This is a genomic window from Streptomyces sp. NPDC051677, assembly GCF_044453465.1.
Taxonomy (GTDB): domain Bacteria; phylum Actinomycetota; class Actinomycetes; order Streptomycetales; family Streptomycetaceae; genus Streptomyces.
Genome location: NZ_JBITCT010000008.1, coordinates 235,693 through 251,663, shown reverse-complemented (window position 1 = coordinate 251,663; position 15,971 = coordinate 235,693). Strand labels below are relative to the sequence as shown.

General features: G+C 72.0%; 13 protein-coding genes. 6 read left to right on the top strand and 7 right to left on the bottom strand.

Features of this window, described 5'->3' with window-relative positions; translation table 11 throughout:
* Positions 1 to 26: 26 nt before the first annotated feature.
* The 4 genes from ACIBAF_RS12480 to ACIBAF_RS12465 all read right to left on the bottom strand — a co-directional run bounded on the left by ACIBAF_RS12480 (position 27) and on the right by ACIBAF_RS12465 (position 3,615).
* On the bottom strand, positions 27 to 884 hold the full coding sequence (locus tag ACIBAF_RS12480) for a 1,4-dihydroxy-6-naphthoate synthase (protein WP_399463146.1): 858 nt from the start codon (positions 882 to 884) through the stop codon (positions 27 to 29).
* Positions 874 to 1,638, bottom strand: coding sequence for a futalosine hydrolase (locus tag ACIBAF_RS12475; protein WP_399463145.1), 765 nt, complete (start codon positions 1,636 to 1,638; stop codon positions 874 to 876). The genes ACIBAF_RS12480 and ACIBAF_RS12475 overlap by 11 nt, the downstream gene beginning before the upstream one ends.
* On the bottom strand, positions 1,608 to 2,120 hold the full coding sequence (locus tag ACIBAF_RS12470; protein WP_399463144.1) for a DUF2771 domain-containing protein: 513 nt from the start codon (positions 2,118 to 2,120) through the stop codon (positions 1,608 to 1,610). Before ACIBAF_RS12470 ends, ACIBAF_RS12475 begins: the two co-directional genes overlap by 31 nt.
* Before the next feature lie 61 nt (positions 2,121 to 2,181).
* Positions 2,182 to 3,615 carry an MFS transporter gene (locus ACIBAF_RS12465; protein WP_399463143.1) on the bottom strand — a complete coding sequence of 478 codons (1,434 nt, stop codon included), beginning with the start codon at positions 3,613 to 3,615 and terminating at the stop codon, positions 2,182 to 2,184.
* Positions 3,616 to 3,937: 322 nt separating this feature from the next.
* Here ACIBAF_RS12465 and ACIBAF_RS12460 point away from each other — a divergent pair, with 322 nt between their 5' ends.
* The 3 genes from ACIBAF_RS12460 to ACIBAF_RS12450 all read left to right on the top strand — a co-directional run bounded on the left by ACIBAF_RS12460 (position 3,938) and on the right by ACIBAF_RS12450 (position 9,334).
* Positions 3,938 to 4,864, top strand: a complete 927-nt coding sequence (locus ACIBAF_RS12460) for a DUF3027 domain-containing protein (protein ID WP_399463142.1) — start codon at positions 3,938 to 3,940, stop codon at positions 4,862 to 4,864.
* Between the two features lie 185 nt (positions 4,865 to 5,049).
* Positions 5,050 to 8,232 carry a sacsin N-terminal ATP-binding-like domain-containing protein gene (locus tag ACIBAF_RS12455; protein WP_399463141.1) on the top strand — a complete coding sequence of 1,061 codons (3,183 nt, stop codon included), beginning with the start codon at positions 5,050 to 5,052 and terminating at the stop codon, positions 8,230 to 8,232.
* Between the two features lie 175 nt (positions 8,233 to 8,407).
* A complete protein-coding gene (locus ACIBAF_RS12450; protein ID WP_399463140.1) occupies positions 8,408 to 9,334 on the top strand; it encodes a hypothetical protein in 927 nt (308 codons plus the stop codon).
* A 75-nt stretch (positions 9,335 to 9,409) separates the two neighbouring features.
* Here the strand turns inward: ACIBAF_RS12450 and ACIBAF_RS12445 are convergent, their stop codons facing one another.
* Positions 9,410 to 11,779 carry an HAD-IC family P-type ATPase gene (locus tag ACIBAF_RS12445; protein ID WP_399463139.1) on the bottom strand — a complete coding sequence of 790 codons (2,370 nt, stop codon included), beginning with the start codon at positions 11,777 to 11,779 and terminating at the stop codon, positions 9,410 to 9,412.
* Positions 11,780 to 11,885: 106 nt separating this feature from the next.
* Positions 11,886 to 12,209 carry a DUF2530 domain-containing protein gene (locus ACIBAF_RS12440; protein ID WP_399463138.1) on the bottom strand — a complete coding sequence of 108 codons (324 nt, stop codon included), beginning with the start codon at positions 12,207 to 12,209 and terminating at the stop codon, positions 11,886 to 11,888.
* A 117-nt stretch (positions 12,210 to 12,326) separates the two neighbouring features.
* Here ACIBAF_RS12440 and ACIBAF_RS12435 point away from each other — a divergent pair, with 117 nt between their 5' ends.
* Positions 12,327 to 13,733, top strand: a complete 1,407-nt coding sequence (locus tag ACIBAF_RS12435) for an NCS2 family permease (protein ID WP_399463137.1) — start codon at positions 12,327 to 12,329, stop codon at positions 13,731 to 13,733.
* 51 nt (positions 13,734 to 13,784) lie between these two features.
* Here the strand turns inward: ACIBAF_RS12435 and ACIBAF_RS12430 are convergent, their stop codons facing one another.
* Positions 13,785 to 13,967, bottom strand: a complete 183-nt coding sequence (locus tag ACIBAF_RS12430; RefSeq protein ID WP_399463136.1) for a ribbon-helix-helix protein, CopG family — start codon at positions 13,965 to 13,967, stop codon at positions 13,785 to 13,787.
* A gap of 151 nt (positions 13,968 to 14,118) precedes the next feature.
* On the opposite strand from ACIBAF_RS12430, the gene ACIBAF_RS12425 reads away from it, so the two are divergent.
* On the top strand, positions 14,119 to 14,556 hold the full coding sequence (locus ACIBAF_RS12425) for a MarR family winged helix-turn-helix transcriptional regulator (protein ID WP_079661527.1): 438 nt from the start codon (positions 14,119 to 14,121) through the stop codon (positions 14,554 to 14,556).
* 25 nt (positions 14,557 to 14,581) lie between these two features.
* Positions 14,582 to 15,958, top strand: coding sequence for an MFS transporter (locus tag ACIBAF_RS12420; RefSeq protein ID WP_399463135.1), 1,377 nt, complete (start codon positions 14,582 to 14,584; stop codon positions 15,956 to 15,958).
* The last annotated feature ends 13 nt before the right edge of the window (positions 15,959 to 15,971 follow it).

Sequence of the window (15,971 nt, the reverse complement as noted above, 5' to 3'; positions counted from 1 at the left end):
AACCGGAACCTCAGCGAACCGGCAGCTCAGGGAAAGGCCAGTGCCTCCGGCCCCAGGGCCGGAACCAAGCCCTCCGCCGCCGCCCGCGTCAGCAATCCCCGGATCGCCGCATACCCGTCCTCGCCCAGGTCCGCGGTGAACTCGTTGACGTACAGGCCGATGTGCTGGTCGGCGACGGTCGGGTCCATCTCCTGGGCGTGTTCCATGACGTACGGGCGGGAGGCCTCGGGGTCGTCCCAGGCGGCGCGCACGGAGGCGCGGACGGAATCGGCCAGCTTCGTCAGGGTCTTCGCCCCCAGCGACCGCTTGGCGATGATCGCGCCCAGCGGGATCGGCAGGCCGGTGGTGTCCTCCCAGTGCTCGCCCATGTCCGCGAGCTTGTGCAGGCCGTAGTTCTGGTAGGTGAAGCGGGCCTCGTGGATGACCAGGCCCGCGTCGATCTTTCCGTCCCGCACGGCCGGCATGATCTCGTGGAACGGCATGACGACGATCTCGCCGACGCCCCCGGGGACCGTCTCCGCCGCCCACAGCCGGAACAGCAGGTAAGCCGTCGACTTCTCGCTCGGCACGGCGACGGTACGGCCCGTCAGGTCGACGCCCGCCTCCCGCGTCAGCACCAGCGGCCCGCAGCCCCGCCCCAGCGCGCCCCCGCAGGGCAGCAGCGCGTACTCGTCGAGGACGTACGGCAGCACGGCGTACGACACCTTCAGCGCGTCGAGCTCGCCGCGCTCGGCCATGCCGTTGGTGATGTCGATGTCCGCGAAGGTCACGTCGAGGACGGGCGCGCCCGGCACGCGGCCGTGGGCGAGGGCGTCGAAGACGAAGGTGTCGTTCGGGCAGGGCGAGTACGCGATCTGCAGCGGCTGCGGCTGCTCACTGGTCATGCCTGTTCCAACTCTCCAGTACGGGTGCGAGCTTCCCGAAACCCTCGGTGAGGGCCGCCAGCGCCTCGCCGATGCGCCAGGCGGCACGGTCGCGCGGCCCGACGGGGTTGGAGACCGCGCGGAGCTCCAGCACGGGCACGCCGTGCGCGGCGGCCGCCTCGGCGACCCCGAACCCCTCCATCGCCTCGGCCAGAGCCCGCGGATGGCGCTCGCGCAGGGCGGCGGCCCGGACGGCGGTGCCGGTGACCGTCGACACGGTCAGGACGACGCCGGTGAGGGCCCCGGTGGCGGCCGCGGACTCACGTACGAGGGACTCGGGCGGACGGTGGGTGACGGCGCCGAAGCCCAGCTCGGTGACCGGCAGGAAGCCGTCGGCGGTCTCGGCGCCCAGGTCGGCGGCGGTGATCTCGTCGGCGAGGACCAGGGCGCCGAGGGGGGCGGCGGGCGCGAAGCCGCCGGCGATGCCCGTCGAGACGACGACGGTGTAGGGGTCGTCGTGCAGGGAGGCCGCGGTGAGGGCGGCAGAGACGGAGGCCGCGGCCAGGGCCGGGCCGACTCCGGCGGCGAGGAGGTCGAAGGCCACGTCGGGACGGTCCGCGTCCAGCCGGTGGAGCGTCACCCCGGGCAGGCGCGCCTCCTGGGCGGGCTCGACGAACGCCCGTGCCACCGCGTCCCGTTCGGCGGGGACCGCGGTGGCCACGAGGATGCGTGCGCGGGGCGTGGTCAGTCGTCCTTCTTGAGCTTGAAGGACCACAGGCCGGTCGCCGCCTGGCTGGCCTTCTTGCCGTCGCCCGCCTTGATGGTGACGAGCGTGGAGTCGCCCTGGGCGCCGTACTGGGCGTTGAAGAAGACGCTGCCCGGGATCGTCCGGTACGTCTTGTCGCTGTCCTCGGTGAGCGGCTGGCCGTTCATGAGGATCGTCCAGCGCTTGTCGGCGACGTCGGGGTCGACGCCGAAGCGGACGGTCTCGTCCGGGTCGACGCTGATGGACTTGATGTCCTTGTCGGCGAGGCACTTCGTCAGCGCCGCGGCGTCCAGGGTGTCGCCCTCGCCGCCGCAGGTGGCCTCGGAGCTGACCGAGTCGCGGCCGACGGTGATCGTGGACAGAGGGGTCGGCTTGTCGCAGGCCGACAGGACGAGCAGTCCGGCGGAAACGGCGCCGACGGCGGCGACGGCGCGGCGGCGTCGCACGGCGCCGAATGCATCAGCGGCTCCGCCGCGGGGCAGGATGGTCATGGCGGAAGGCTATCGGGCACGTCCAGCCGCCTCCCTACGCGGGGTACGGCGTGGCTGTGTGTTACGCCACGCGGGGCTTCGCACCGCTTCCCTGCCGGACCGAGGACAGCAGGCCGCGGACCGTGGTCAGCCAGCCCAGCGCGACCACCGCGGCGGCCACCGACAGGCCCAGCGTGCCGTTCAGCGGCATCACGATGCCGACCGCGCCGCCGAACACCCAGCACACCTGGAGGATGGTCTCCGAGCGGGCGAACGCCGAGGTGCGCACCAGTTCCGGCACGTCGCGCTGGATCAGCGCGTCCAGGGACAGCTTGGCGAGCGCCTGCGAGAACCCGGCGACCGCCGCCAGACAGGCCACCAGGAACGCCCCAAAGAAGAGGGCGGCGACGAGCACCGCGCCCAGGACGACGGCGACGACCGTGACGATGATCAGCTCCGGGGCCTTGGAGCGCAGCCACGCCCCCACCGCCGTGCCGAGCGCGTTGCCCACGCCCGCCGACACGGCCACCATGCCCAGCGACACCGCCGCGCTCTGCCCGGTCAGCGGGTGCTCGCGCAGCAGGAACGCCAGGAAGAAGGTGAGGAACCCGGACAGCCAGCGGAGGGCCGCGTTGGCGCCCAGGGCGTGGGTGACGGCGATGCCGACCGTCCTGAGGCCCGGCCGCTTCACTTCCCTGCGGTGCGGGCCGTGCAGGTGCTGCTCGTCGGCGGCGAGCAGGGCGACGTCCTCGCCCTTGGCGGAGTCCACCTTGCGGGGCAGCGAGAACGACAGGATCGTGCCTGCCACGAAGATCGCGAAGGCGCCGTAGAGCGGATAGCGCGGCCCGAGGGCCTGCAGTCCGGCGCCGATGGGCGCGGCGATGCCGGTGGCCAGGAGGCCGCCCAGGGTGACGCGTGAGTTCGCCTTGACGAGGGAGAAGCGGGGCGGCAGCAGACGGGGCACGACGGCGCTTCTGACCACCCCGTACGCCTTGGAGGAGACGAGCACGCCGAGCGCGGCCGGGTACAGCTCGATGCTGCCGGTGGCGACCGCGCCGGACAGGACGAGCGCGAGGATCGCCCGGGCGACCATGGACCCGGCCATGGCGGCGCGCCGGCCGTGCGGGAGCCGGTCGAGGAGCGGGCCGATCACGGGGGCGAGGACGGTGAAGGGGGCCATGGTGATGGCGAGGTAGAGCGCGACGCGCCCACGGGCCTCGTCGGTCGGCACCGAGAAGAAGACGGTGGAGGCGAGCGCGACGGTGATCATGACGTCGCCGGCGCCGTTCACGGCGTGCAGTTCGATCAGCTTGCCGAGCCCGGACTCGCCGGCGCCGTGTGCGTGCGTGGCCTTCCTGATGCCGCGGGCGGTGCCGGTGAACGGGAGGTGCAGGGCACGGCCGACCGCGCGGACGGACCCGCTCATCCGGCCCGAACCGCTCACCCGGCTCCTCCCCTTGATCCCCTTCGTCGCACCGATGCCGGTGGCGCCCTGGGGTGTCTGCGCGGCTGCCACCCCGTCATAGTGCCCCGAGAACGCGGTATGTAGTGGGGTTACCGCGCGTATGGCCGTGTGATCGGGCATTCTGGGAGCGTTCGGTGGGGGGAAACGTCCCGTCGGTGTAGGCCGAGCGTCCGGGAGCAGGTAGCGTGCGTAGCGCGCCGTGGCGATCGTTCTCGGCCGCGCGCCTCCCGGCCATCCCGCAGAATGGATGACAGCAGGTGCGCCCGAGCGCGATCGGGCGCGGACGTCGACGCGGCCCTTTGGTCCGCTCCGTCCGCACCCGCCGCCTTCAGGCAGGCGCACCGAGAGACGGCGTAGGAGAGAAGCGATACCTGTGAGCGCAGCGACCACGCGAAGCCGCACCCCCGACCGCCTGTGCGCCGAGGCGGTCGACCTCGCCCGTGCCGCAGCCGAGGAGGCAGCCGCCCCCGGCGTGGTCGGCGAGCACGTAGGGATGCTCTCCGAGGGCGACCGTGTCGTCACCCACTACTTCGAGTGCAAGGAGCTCGGGTACCGGGGCTGGCGCTGGGCGGCGACGGTGGCGCGGGCCTCCCGCGCGAAGATCGTCACCCTGGACGAGGTGGTTCTCCTCCCCGGCCCCGACGCGGTGCTGGCCCCGGAGTGGGTCCCGTGGAGCGAGCGGCTGCGGCCCGGGGACATGGGTCCCGGCGATCTCCTGCCCACGGACGCGGAGGACCTCCGGCTGGAGCCGGGCTTCACCGGCGTGGACGAGCCGCTGCCGAACTCGCCGTTCTCCGAGGAGATGGCCGAGCTGGTGGAGGCGGAGGACGCCGAGGTGACTCCGGCCGCGCCGGCGCAGCTGCCCACGGCGCCGGTGCGGGGGACGATCGCCGCGGTGGCCGAGGAGCTGGGGATGCGCCGGGCGCGGGTGCTGTCCCGGTACGGCCTGCACGTTGCCGCGGACCGCTGGGAGGAGGGCTTCGGCCCCCAGACGCCGATGGCCCAGGCGGCCCCCGCGACCTGTGTGAGCTGCGGTTTCCTCACCCCCATCGGGGGCTCCCTGGGACAGGCCTTCGGTGTCTGCGCCAACGAGTTCTCCCCGGCGGACGGCCGGGTCGTCTCCTTGGCGTACGGCTGCGGGGGCCACTCGGAGGCGGCGGTCATGCCCGCGCCGCCGCGGCCCCCCGCGCCGGTGATCGACGAGACCCGGGTGGACCCCTTCCCGCTGCGGCCCGCCCCGGACTCGGGCTCGGTGCCGGAGGCGACGGACGAGGACACGGCGGAGCTGGGGCACTCCTGACCCGGCTCCCCGGCCCGATGTGACGAAGGTCTCACTGGCTGGGGGTCTTCGGGCGGGCTTCGTGACGTGCGCGGCCGGCGGCCGACTCCGCCGCCCTACGGCATCAGGGCCCGGGAGTCCAGGCGGCACGGCCACTCTTCGCGAGCGGTACCTTCGTCCTCACGCCGATGAGGAGAGTGGAACACGTGAGCAAGTTCGTGCGGCCGGCGCCCGAGGGCGCGGACCCCTTCGGCACGGCCCGCCTGCGTCGCGGAGTGCTGGACGCCTGGGCCACGAGCCCCGCCCGTTTCCGGGAGGACGCCAACGCCGAGGAGGATCTCGTCCTCGGCGGGTACCGGGACCGGCTCGTCGTCGAGCTCGCTCAGAACGCCGCCGACGCCGCGGCCCGGGCCGGAGTGCCGGGGCGACTGCGGCTCACCCTCCGGGACGGCGTCCTCGTCGCCGCCAACACAGGCGCCCCCCTGGACGCCGCGGGCGTCGAGTCCCTCGCCACCCTCCGTGCCTCCGCCAAGCGTGAGGCCCAGCAGTCGGCCGTGGCCGTCGGACGGTTCGGCGTCGGGTTCGCCGCCGTCATCGCCGTCACCGACGAGCCCGCCGTGGTGGGCCGCCACGGCGGTGTCCGCTGGTCCCTCGCCGAGGCCCGCGAGCTGGCCCGGGACACCGCCCGGCACAGCCCCGGACTCGGCGACGAGATCCGGCGGCGCGACGGACATGTGCCGCTGCTCCGGCTGCCCTTCGCCGCCCAGGGCACCGCGCCCGACCCGTACGACACGGCCGTCATCCTGCCGCTGCGCGACCCGGCCGCCGCCGATCTCGCCGAGCGGCTCCTCACCGCCGTCGACGACGCCCTGCTCCTCGCCCTGCCGGGGCTGGCGGAGGTCGTGATCGAGATCGACGGTCACGCCCCGCGCACCCTGAGCCGTTCCGCCGACGGCGCCCTCACCGTCGTCGAGGACACCCGGGACGGCAGCACCCGGTGGCGGGTCGCCGCCGCGCACGGTTCCCTCGGCCCCGAGCTGCTGGCCGACCGGCCGGTGGAGGAGCGGCTGCGGCCCCACTGGTCGGTCACCTGGGCCGTGCCCGTCGACGAGGACGGCGCGCCCGTGCGGCCCCGCACCACCCCCGTCGTTCACGCGCCCACCCCCAGCGACGAGTCCCTCGGCGTGCCCGCCCTGCTGATCGCCTCCTTCCCGCTGGACACCACCCGCCGGCACGCCGCCCCCGGACCGCTGACCGACCACCTCGTGCAGCGGGCGGCGGACGTGTACGCCGAACTCCTCGCCGGCTGGCGGCCGGTGGGCGCCGGGATCATCGACCTGGTGCCCGGCCCGCTGGGCAAGGGCGAGCTCGACGGGGCCCTTCGCCAGGCCGTCCTCGAACGGCTGCCGCGGACGGCTTTCCTGCCGCCCGCCGTCGAGCCCGTCAAGAACCGGCCCGACGAGCACGCCGAGCACGCCGAGCACGACGTCGAGCTTCCCGAAGCCCTCCGGCCCCGGGACGCCGAGGTCGTCGAGGGCGCGGGCGCCGAGACCGTGCGGGTGCTGGCGGAGGTCCTGCCGACCCTGCTGCCCGCCGGGCTGGAGCGGCGGGCGGAGCTGCGCACGCTGGGCGTGGCCCGGATCCCGCTCGCCGACGCCATCGACCGGCTGGCCGGTCTGGAGAAGGACCCGGACTGGTGGTACCGGCTCTACGACAGCCTCGCGGGCGTCGATCCGGACCGGCTCTCGGGGCTGCCCGTGCCGCTGGCCGACCGGCGGACCACCATCGGCCCGCGCCAGGTGCTGCTGCCCCTCCCCGACGGGCCCACCCCCGACGACACCTGGGCCGCCACCTCCGCCTCCCTCGCCCGGCTCGGCCTCAAGGTCGCCCACCGGGACGCCGCACACCCCCTCCTGGAGAAGCTCGGCGCCCTGCCCGCCACGCCCCGCGCCGTCCTGACCACCCCGCAGGTGCGGGCAGCCGTCGCCGCGTCCCTGGACGACGACGGCGGCGCCTGGGACGACCAGGACACCCCGGACGCCGAAGAACTCGCCGACCTGGTCCTCGCCCTCGTCCGGGACGCCGGTCTCGAACCCGGCGACGAGCCCTGGCTCGGCGCCCTCGCGCTGCCCGACGAGGACGGCGAACTCGTCCCCGCAGGTGAACTCGTCCTCCCCGGCAGCCCGTTCGCCTCCGTCATCCGCGAGGACGAACTCGCCGCCGTCGACGCCGAGTTGGCGGACAAATGGGGTGAACAGCCGCTCGCGGCCTGTGGCGTCCTCGCCGACTTCGCGCTCGTGCGCGCCACCGACGTCGTCCTCGACCCGGACGAACTGGAGCCGCGCGACGGGGACTTCGCCGAACCCGACGACGCCGGTCTGCTGGACGCCGTCGACGTGTGGTGCGAGGACATCCTCGACCGCTTCCCCGACTCGCCCGTGCCGCCCGTCGCCACCGAACTCGTCGCCGTCCGCGACCTCGACCTCGTCGACGAGGACCGCTGGCCGCAGGCCCTCGCGCTGCTCGCCCGGCCGCCGCTGCGCGACGCCCTCACCCAGCCCGTCCGCATCCTCCTCCCGGACGGCACCCACGAGGTCGTACGCCCGTACACGGCCTGGTGGCTGCGCGGAAACCCGGTGCTCGACGGCCGCCGCCCGGCCGGCCTGCTGGCCGCCGGCGGCGACCCGCTCCTGCACGGCCTGTACGACGAGGCCGACGCCACCGGGTTCGACGACGAGCAGGTGCTGCGGGCGCTGGGCGTACGGACGTCCGTGGCGGCCCTCCTCGACGAGCCCGGCGGCTCCGCCGAACTCCTCGACCGGCTCGCCGACCCCGAACGCCCCGTCACCTCCGCCCAACTGCACGGCCTCTACGGCGCGTTGGCCGAGCTGGACCCCGAGCAGGTGACCCTGCCGGACGAGCTGCGGGCCGTCGTAGACGGGCGGGTCGAGGTCGTGGACGCCGCCGACGCCGTCGTCGTCGACTCACCCGATCTGCTGCCGTTCACGGAGGGCGTCCCGCTGCTGCCCGTACGGCCCGCCCGGGCCGCCGAGCTGGCCGAGCTGTTCCAGGTGCGGCGACTGAGCGAGTCCGTCACGGGGGCCGTCGACTCCGAGGGCGCCGAGCACGACGTGCCGGAGTCGGTGCGGGTGCTGCTCGGGCCGCTCACCCCCGACACGTACGTCGAGCACGAGGAACTCGTCGTCGACGGCGTGGAGATCGACTGGCGGCTGACGGACGACGGCGTCCTGCACGCCGCCACCCTGGAGGGCGTCGCCGCCGGGCTCGCCTGGGCGGCCCGCCAGTGGCCGCGCCGGTTCGAGGTCGCGGCCCTGCTCGAGGACCCGTCACGCACTCAGGAACTGGCCAGGGACCGCTGGTTCGACTGAGGGCTCGGGTGAAGAAATTCCCCACGAATTCCTCACGGGACGTACAACCATCCGTCCCCGTCGGCCATCTGATGGGGTGAGTCAACAGACTCCACCATCACTTTGGGCCCCGGATGTGACGACGAGCCGCGTGAGCGGCCACCGTCCGGGGCCCCTCTCCTCAGGGGGAAACGCAATGCGCATACGCGCCACCGTGGTCGCCGTCACCGGCGCCGTGGCCCTGTCCGCCTTCGCCGTGCCGGCCGCACAGGCCACCGGCAGCGACTCGCACAGCCGTGTCGACACCTTCAAGGCCCTGCACGCGGCCACCTCCGGCAAGAGCGCCTTCACCGGTTCGACCGCCGCCGACACCGGCACCCCGTACGCGCTGGACGCCAAGTTCGGCAACGTCCGGATCAACAACGGCAAGCCGATCCTCGCGAGCACCGGCGGCAAGGCCACCGCCCCGGTCACCTTCACGGTCACGCACGGCGCGGGCGTCGACGTCACCGCGGACGACACCGAGCTGGACCTGCTCATCTACCGCGGCAACTCCGATGAGCCGGACAACCTCCTCATCGGCGACGACTGGCCGTCCTGCACCAACACCTCGGCCACGGTCGCCACCTGCAAGGGCACCATCGACATCCTCCCGGCCGACGAGCTGGAGAACGTCGACGCCACCACGTGGAAGGCGGCCGGCTACATCGTCGACTGGAACGACGTCGACCCGAACGCCACCGACATCGACTTCAGCAAGGTCGGCTACGTCGAGGCCGACTCCCTGGCCGTCACCAAGCTGCAGCGCGCGTCCAAGCTGACGGTCAACGCCGCGCCGGAGCCGGTGAAGAAGGGCAAGACCATCACCGTCACGGGCCGCCTGACCCGCGCCAACTGGGACACCGGCACGTACACCGGTTACGCCGGCGTCTACGCCCAGCTGCAGTTCCGCAAGGCGGGCACCACGACCTACAGCACGGTGAAGTCCGTCAAGACCACCTCGACCGGCGGTCTGGCCACCACCGTCAAGGCCGGCGTGGACGGCTACTACCGCTACTCCTTCGTCGGCACCACGACCTCCCCGGCGACCGTCGCCGCGGGTGACTACGTCGACGTGCGGTAACTCGGCACACGCAGAACGTGAGAGCGGCCGGCCCCGGGACCTCCGGGACCGGCCGCTTTCGGTTCAAGGCGAGCGCTAAGCGGGGAAACGGCGGTCGACCCATTTCCAGGAGAACTCCAGGGCGACCGACGCCACCGCCGCCACACCCACCGCGATCCACGGCATCGTCACCCCGACCAGCTTCAGCGCGAAGAAGTGCTGGAGCCAGGGGACCACCAGGACGAGCAGGAACGCGGCGCCCATCGAGGCCACCAGCAGCACCCGCCACCAGGTGTACGGGCGGGCGATGATCGCCAGCACCCACATCGAGATCAGGAACAGCGTGAGCGTCGCCGCGCTGGTCTCGGCGTCCAACGAGCCCTCGCCGACGTAGTAGTGACGGGCGATCAGATACGTCACGAAGGTCGCGACGCCCGCGATCACCCCGCCCGGGATCGAGTACCGCATCACCCGCCGTACGAAGTGCGGGCGGGCCCGTTCCGTGTTGGGGGCGAGAGCGAGGAAGAACGCCGGGACGCCGATGGTCAGGGTGGACAGCAGCGTGAGGTGGCGGGGCAGGAACGGGTACTCGACCTGCCAGCACACCACCAGCAGCGCCAGCAGCACCGAGTAGACCGTCTTCACCAGGAACAGGGTCGCCACGCGGGTGATGTTGCCGATGACCCGCCGGCCCTCCGCGACCACCGACGGCAGTGTCGCGAAGCTGTTGTTCAGCAGCACGATCTGCGCGACGGCCCGGGTGGCCTCGGAGCCCGACCCCATCGCCACGCCGATGTCGGCGTCCTTCAGCGCGAGGACGTCGTTGACGCCGTCTCCGGTCATCGCGACCGTGTGCCCGCGGGACTGGAGCGCGCCGACCATGTCCCGCTTCTGCTGCGGGGTGACCCGTCCGAACACGGTGCCCTCGTCCAGGGCCTGCCCCATGCCGGCCTGGTCGGCGGGCAGCCGGCGGGCGTCCACCGTGCCGCCGTCGAGCCCCAGCTTCGCGGCCACCGCCCCCACCGACACCGCGTTGTCGCCGGAGATGACCTTGGCGTGGACGTTCTGCTGGGCGAAGTAGCGCAGGGTGTCGGCGGCGTCGGGCCGTAGCCGCTGTTCGAGGACGACGAGGGCGGCGGGCTTGGCGTCGTGGGCCGGGTCGGGGTCGTCGAGGTCGCGGGCGGCGCGGGCCAGCAGCAGCACGCGCAGGCCCTGCTCGTTGAGCCGCTCGGTGTCGGCGAGGGCGGGGGCGTCGTCGGCCAGCAGCACGTCCGGCGCCCCCAGCAGCCAGGTGTTGTTCTCCCCGTTGCCCTCGCTGAAGCTGGCGCCGCTGTACTTGCGGGCGGAGGAGAACGGCAGGGACTCGGTGCAGCGCCAGTCCTCGGCGTCGGGGTAGGCGGCGATGACGGCCTGCAGGGAGGCGTTGGGCCGCGGGTCGGACTCCCCGAGGGCGCCGAGCACCCGCCGTACGTACGTCTCGTCGAAGCCGTCGAGGGTCCTGAGCTCGGTGACGTCCATGCCGCCCTCGGTGAGGGTGCCGGTCTTGTCCAGGCAGACGGTGTCGACGCGGGCGAGGCCCTCGATGGCCGGGAGTTCCTGCACGAGGCACTGTTTCCGGCCGAGCCGGATGACGCCGATCGCGAAGGCGACGGAGGTGAGCAGGACCAGCCCCTCCGGGACCATCGGGACGATGCCGCCGATGGTGCGGGCGATCGAGTCCTTGAGGTCGTTGTTCTTCACGAACAACTGGGTGACGACCAGGCCGATCGCGGCCGGGATCATCATCCACGTCACGTACTTGAGGATGGTGGAGATGCCGGAGCGCAGCTCGGAGTGGACGAGGGTGAAGCGGGAGGCCTCCTCGGCGAGCTGGGCGGCGTAGGCCTCGCGGCCGACCTTCGTGGCCCGGAAGGCGCCGCCGCCGGCCACCACGAAGCTGCCCGACATGACCTGGTCGCCGGGGCGTTTCACGACGGGATCGGCCTCGCCGGTGAGCAGCGACTCGTCGATCTCCAGCCCGTCGGCCTCGACGCACACCCCGTCCACGGCGACCCTGTCGCCGGGACCGATCTCGATGAGGTCGTCCAGGACGAGCTCGGAGGTGGAGACCTCGACCGCCGTGCCGTCGCGGCGGACGGTGGGGCGGGCCTCGCCGACGACGGCGAGGGAGTCCAGGGTCTGCTTCGCCCGCCACTCCTGGATGATGCCGATGCCGGTGTTGGCGAGGATCACGAACCCGAACAGGCCGTCCTGGATGGGCGCGACGGCGAGCATGATCACCCACAGGACGCCGATGATCGCGTTGAACCGGGTGAAGACGTTCGCCCGGACGATCTCGCCGACGGTGCGACTGCTGCGGACGGGTACGTCGTTCACCTGACCGCGCACGACGCGGTCCGCGACCTCGGCGGCGGTGAGACCGGTCGCCGTCGTCGGCACGGAGGCGGGCGCGTCGGTGTGGGCCATGGAATCGACGGTACGTGTGGATATCGGCGTTCACCCGTCGGAGGGGCGGAAGATCCGACCTGGGGAGGAGACGGATAGTGCGCCGGTTGTACGGCCAGGGCCCGTTCTACTCGGCGGGCGGCGTCTCGGTGCTCTCGGCCGCGGCTGCGGGCGCCGCTGCCGCCGAGGTGTCCGCGGCCGCCGCCGCGCGTTTGATCGCCGCGTCCCGGCTGCGCACGATCCGGATGCCGATCAGTCCCAGCCCGGCTCCGGCCAGACAGGTCCACAGCCACCACAGATGGCCGTGGTCGTCGAACCAGCCGTAGAAGGGGAGCTGGACGATGAAGAGGACGAACCAGAGGATCGTGCCGCCGGTGATGGTGGCGACGACCGGGCCCTCCAGGGGCTCCGGCGCCTCGTGCTTGGTGGGTCCCGAGAAAAACGCGGCCATGGGGCACAGCTTACGAGCAGGTCACATCTACGCGCGGAGATGGCTGTTCTGAACGCTATAGGTTCATACTGAAACGGTTTGTGTCTGACCACTTCTCTTCGTAGGAACCGCCAAAACATGTCCAGCCCCGCCCTCGGCGCCCTCGACCGCTACTTCCGCATCTCCGAGCGGGGCAGCACACTGCCGCGCGAGATCCGGGGCGGTTTTGCCACCTTCTTCGCCATGGCGTACATCATCGTGCTGAACCCGATCATCCTCGGCAGCGCAAAGGACATGTACGGGCACCAGCTCGACAACGGTCAGCTGGTCACCGCCACCTGTGTGACGGCCGCCTTCACCACCCTCCTCATGGGCGTGATCGGCAACGTGCCCATCGCGCTGGCCGCCGGCCTCGGCGTGAACTCGGTGGTCGCGCTCCAGCTCGCGCCCCGGATGTCCTGGCCGGACGCCATGGGCATGGTCGTGCTCGCGGGCTTCGTGGTGATGCTCCTGGTCGCCACCGGCCTGCGCGAGCGCGTGATGAACGCCGTGCCCTTCGGTCTGCGCAAGGCGATCTCGATCGGTATCGGCCTGTTCATCATGCTGATCGGGCTCGTCGACTCCGGCTTCGTCAGCCGCATCCCGGACGCCGCCCACACCACCGTCCCGCTCCAGCTCGGCGCCGACGGTCACCTCAACGGCTGGCCGGTCCTCGTCTTCATCCTGGGCGCGCTGCTCACGCTGGCCCTGATCAGCCGCAAGGTGCCCGGCGCGATCCTGATCTCGATCGTCGCGATGACCGGCCTCGCGCTGATCATCGACGCCGTCGCCACGATCCCCTCCTGGGGCCTCACCACCCCGAAGTGGCCCGGCAACCCCGTCGCCAGCCCCGACTTCGGTCTCATCGGCGACGTCAGCCTCTTCGGCGGGTTCGACAAGGTCGGCGTGCTGACCGGCATCCTCTTCGTCTTCACCGTGCTGCTGTCGTGCTTCTTCGACGCGATGGGCACGATCATGGGCGTCTCCGACGAGGCCAAGCTGACCAACGCCAAGGGCGAGATGCCCGGCATCAACAAGGTCCTCTTCGTCGACGGTCTCGCGGTCGCCGCGGGCGGCGCCAGCTCCTCCTCCGCCACCACCGCTTTCGTGGAGTCCACAGCCGGCGTCGGCGAGGGCGCCCGCACCGGCTTCGCGAACCTCGTCACGGGCGGCCTGTTCACCGTCGCGCTGTTCCTCACGCCGGTCGCCACGATGGTCCCGTCCCAGGCCGCCACCCCGGCACTGTTCGCGGTGGGCTTCCTGATCCTGGCGGGCTCGGTCAAGGAGATCGACTGGAGCGACTACACGATCGCCATGCCCGCCTTCATCACGATGGTGATGATGCCGTTCACCTACTCGATCACCAACGGCATCGGCATGGGCTTCATCGCCTTCGTGCTGCTGCGCCTGGCGGCCGGGCGCGGCCGGGACGTCCCGGTGCCGATGTACGTGGTCTCCGCCGTCTTCACCTTCTACTACCTGATGCCGGCCCTGGACCTGACCTGACCCTCTCTGTGACCGGGCCGCCGGGCGACCGGGGCGACCGGGAGGCCGGGTTCACATGAGCCCGTAGAACTTCTCCGTCTCCTCGACGGCGGTCTGGAACCGCTCGTCGAAGTCATCACGAATGAGCGTCTGGACGACGTAGTCCTGGACGCTCATTCCCCTTTTCGCGGCATGCTGCCGGAGTCGTTCGAGCAGCTCCCCGTCGATCCGCAGGCTGAGCACAGTGGTCCCCATGAGACCAGGGTCGCGTCCGCGCACCGAAGTCCGGTCACTTTCCGCTGTCTACTCACTCGTTCGAGTGAGCGTGATGCCTCCGTGGCCAGGGTCACGGGAATCCTGGCGCGCCCCAGCTTGTTTAGCGAGAGTAATGAGTTACCCTAAAGAGATGCCTGACCTAAGCCATGGCGACGACGCGGCCGCCGTGAACTCCCTGCGATCAGCCGTGATGCGGCTGTCCCGTCGGCTCAAGCACCAGCGGGTCGACGAGTCGCTGAGCCCCACCGAGATGTCGGTGCTCGGCACCCTCTCCCTCTGCGGCAGCGCCACACCCGGCGAACTCGCCCGCAAGGAGCATGTGCAGCCGCCCTCGATGACCCGCATCGTGGCGCTGCTGGAGGCCAAGGGCCTGGTCCGGCTGGAGCCGCATCCCGAGGACCGGCGCCAGAAGGTCGTCACGAAGACCGAGCAGGCCGAGACCATGCTCGCGGAGAGCCGCGCCAAGCGGAACGCCTTCCTGGCCACCCTGGTCGACGGCCTCGACGAGGACGAGTGGGCGAAACTGCGCGCCGCCGCCCCCGTGCTGGAGAAACTCGCGCATCTGTAAGCAGTCTTCGAGGAGGCGAACCCTTTTGAGTACGGGATCCGGAGCAGATTCCGCCCCCGCACCGACCACCCACGACTCTCCCCCCGGCACTCCGGGGGGCGCCGGCACGTCCCCCCGCAAGGCCTCGATGTTCAGCTCCCTGAGCGTCAGGAACTACCGGCTGTTCTTCCTCGGCCAGGTCGTCTCCAACATCGGCACCTGGATGCAGCGCATCGCCCAGGACTGGCTGGTCCTCAGCCTCACCGGCTCCGCGACCGCCGTCGGCATAACGACGGCCCTGCAGTTCCTGCCGATGCTCCTCTTCGGCCTCTACGGCGGGGTCCTCGTCGACCGCCTCCCCAAGCGCCGCGCCCTGCTGTTCACCCAGTCCGCGATGGCTCTCACCGGCATCGTGCTGGCCGCCCTGACCCTCTCCGGGCACGTCGAGGTCTGGCACGTGTACGTGGTCGCCTTCGCCGTCGGTCTCGCCACCGTCGTCGACAACCCGGCCCGCCAGTCCTTCGTCTCCGAGATGGTCGGCCCGGACCAGCTGCAGAACGCGGTCAGTCTCAACTCCGCCAACTTCCAGTCCGCCCGCCTCGTCGGCCCCGCCGTCGCCGGTCTGATGATCACCGGCGTGGGCACCGGCTGGGCGTTCCTCGCCAACGGCCTGTCCTTCGTCGCGCCCATCGCCGGCCTGCTGCTGATGCGGCCCCGCGAACTGCACGTCGTCGAGCGCGCGCCCCGCGGCAAGGGCCAGCTGCGGGAGGGACTCCACTACGTCGCCGGCCGCCCGGACCTGATCTGGACCATCGTCCTCGTCGGCTTCATCGGGACCTTCGGCTTCAACTTTCCCGTCTACCTCTCCGCCTTCGCCGACGACGTCTTCCACGCGGGCGCCGGCTCCTACAGCCTCTTCAACACGCTGATGGCGGTCGGCTCGCTGGCGGGCGCCCTGCTGGCGGCCCGGCGCGGCACAGCCCGCATGCGGGTGATGATCGCCGCCGCGGTGGCCTTCGGCGCGATGGAGATCGTGGCCTCGCTCGCCCCCTCGCTCTGGCTGTTCGCGCTGCTCATGGCCCCGATCGGGATGTTCGGCATGACGATCAACGTCACGGCGAACACCAGCATCCAGATGGGCACCGACCCGGCCATGCGAGGCCGGGTCATGGCCCTCTACATGATGGTGTTCCTGGGCGGCTCGCCGGTGGGCGCGCCGATCGCCGGCTGGGTCACGGACGCGTACGGCGTCCGGGCGGGCCTCGCGGTCGGCGGCGTGATCTCGGCCGCCGCCGCCGTCACCGTCGGCCTGGTCCTGGCCCGCGTCGGCAACCTGCGCCTGTCGGTGGGCTGGAATCACGGACACCCGCGCGTGCGGTTCGTGCCGCGGGAGCGGCGGGAGGAGCTGGCGACGGTGGCGTAGGAGGGCGTCCTGG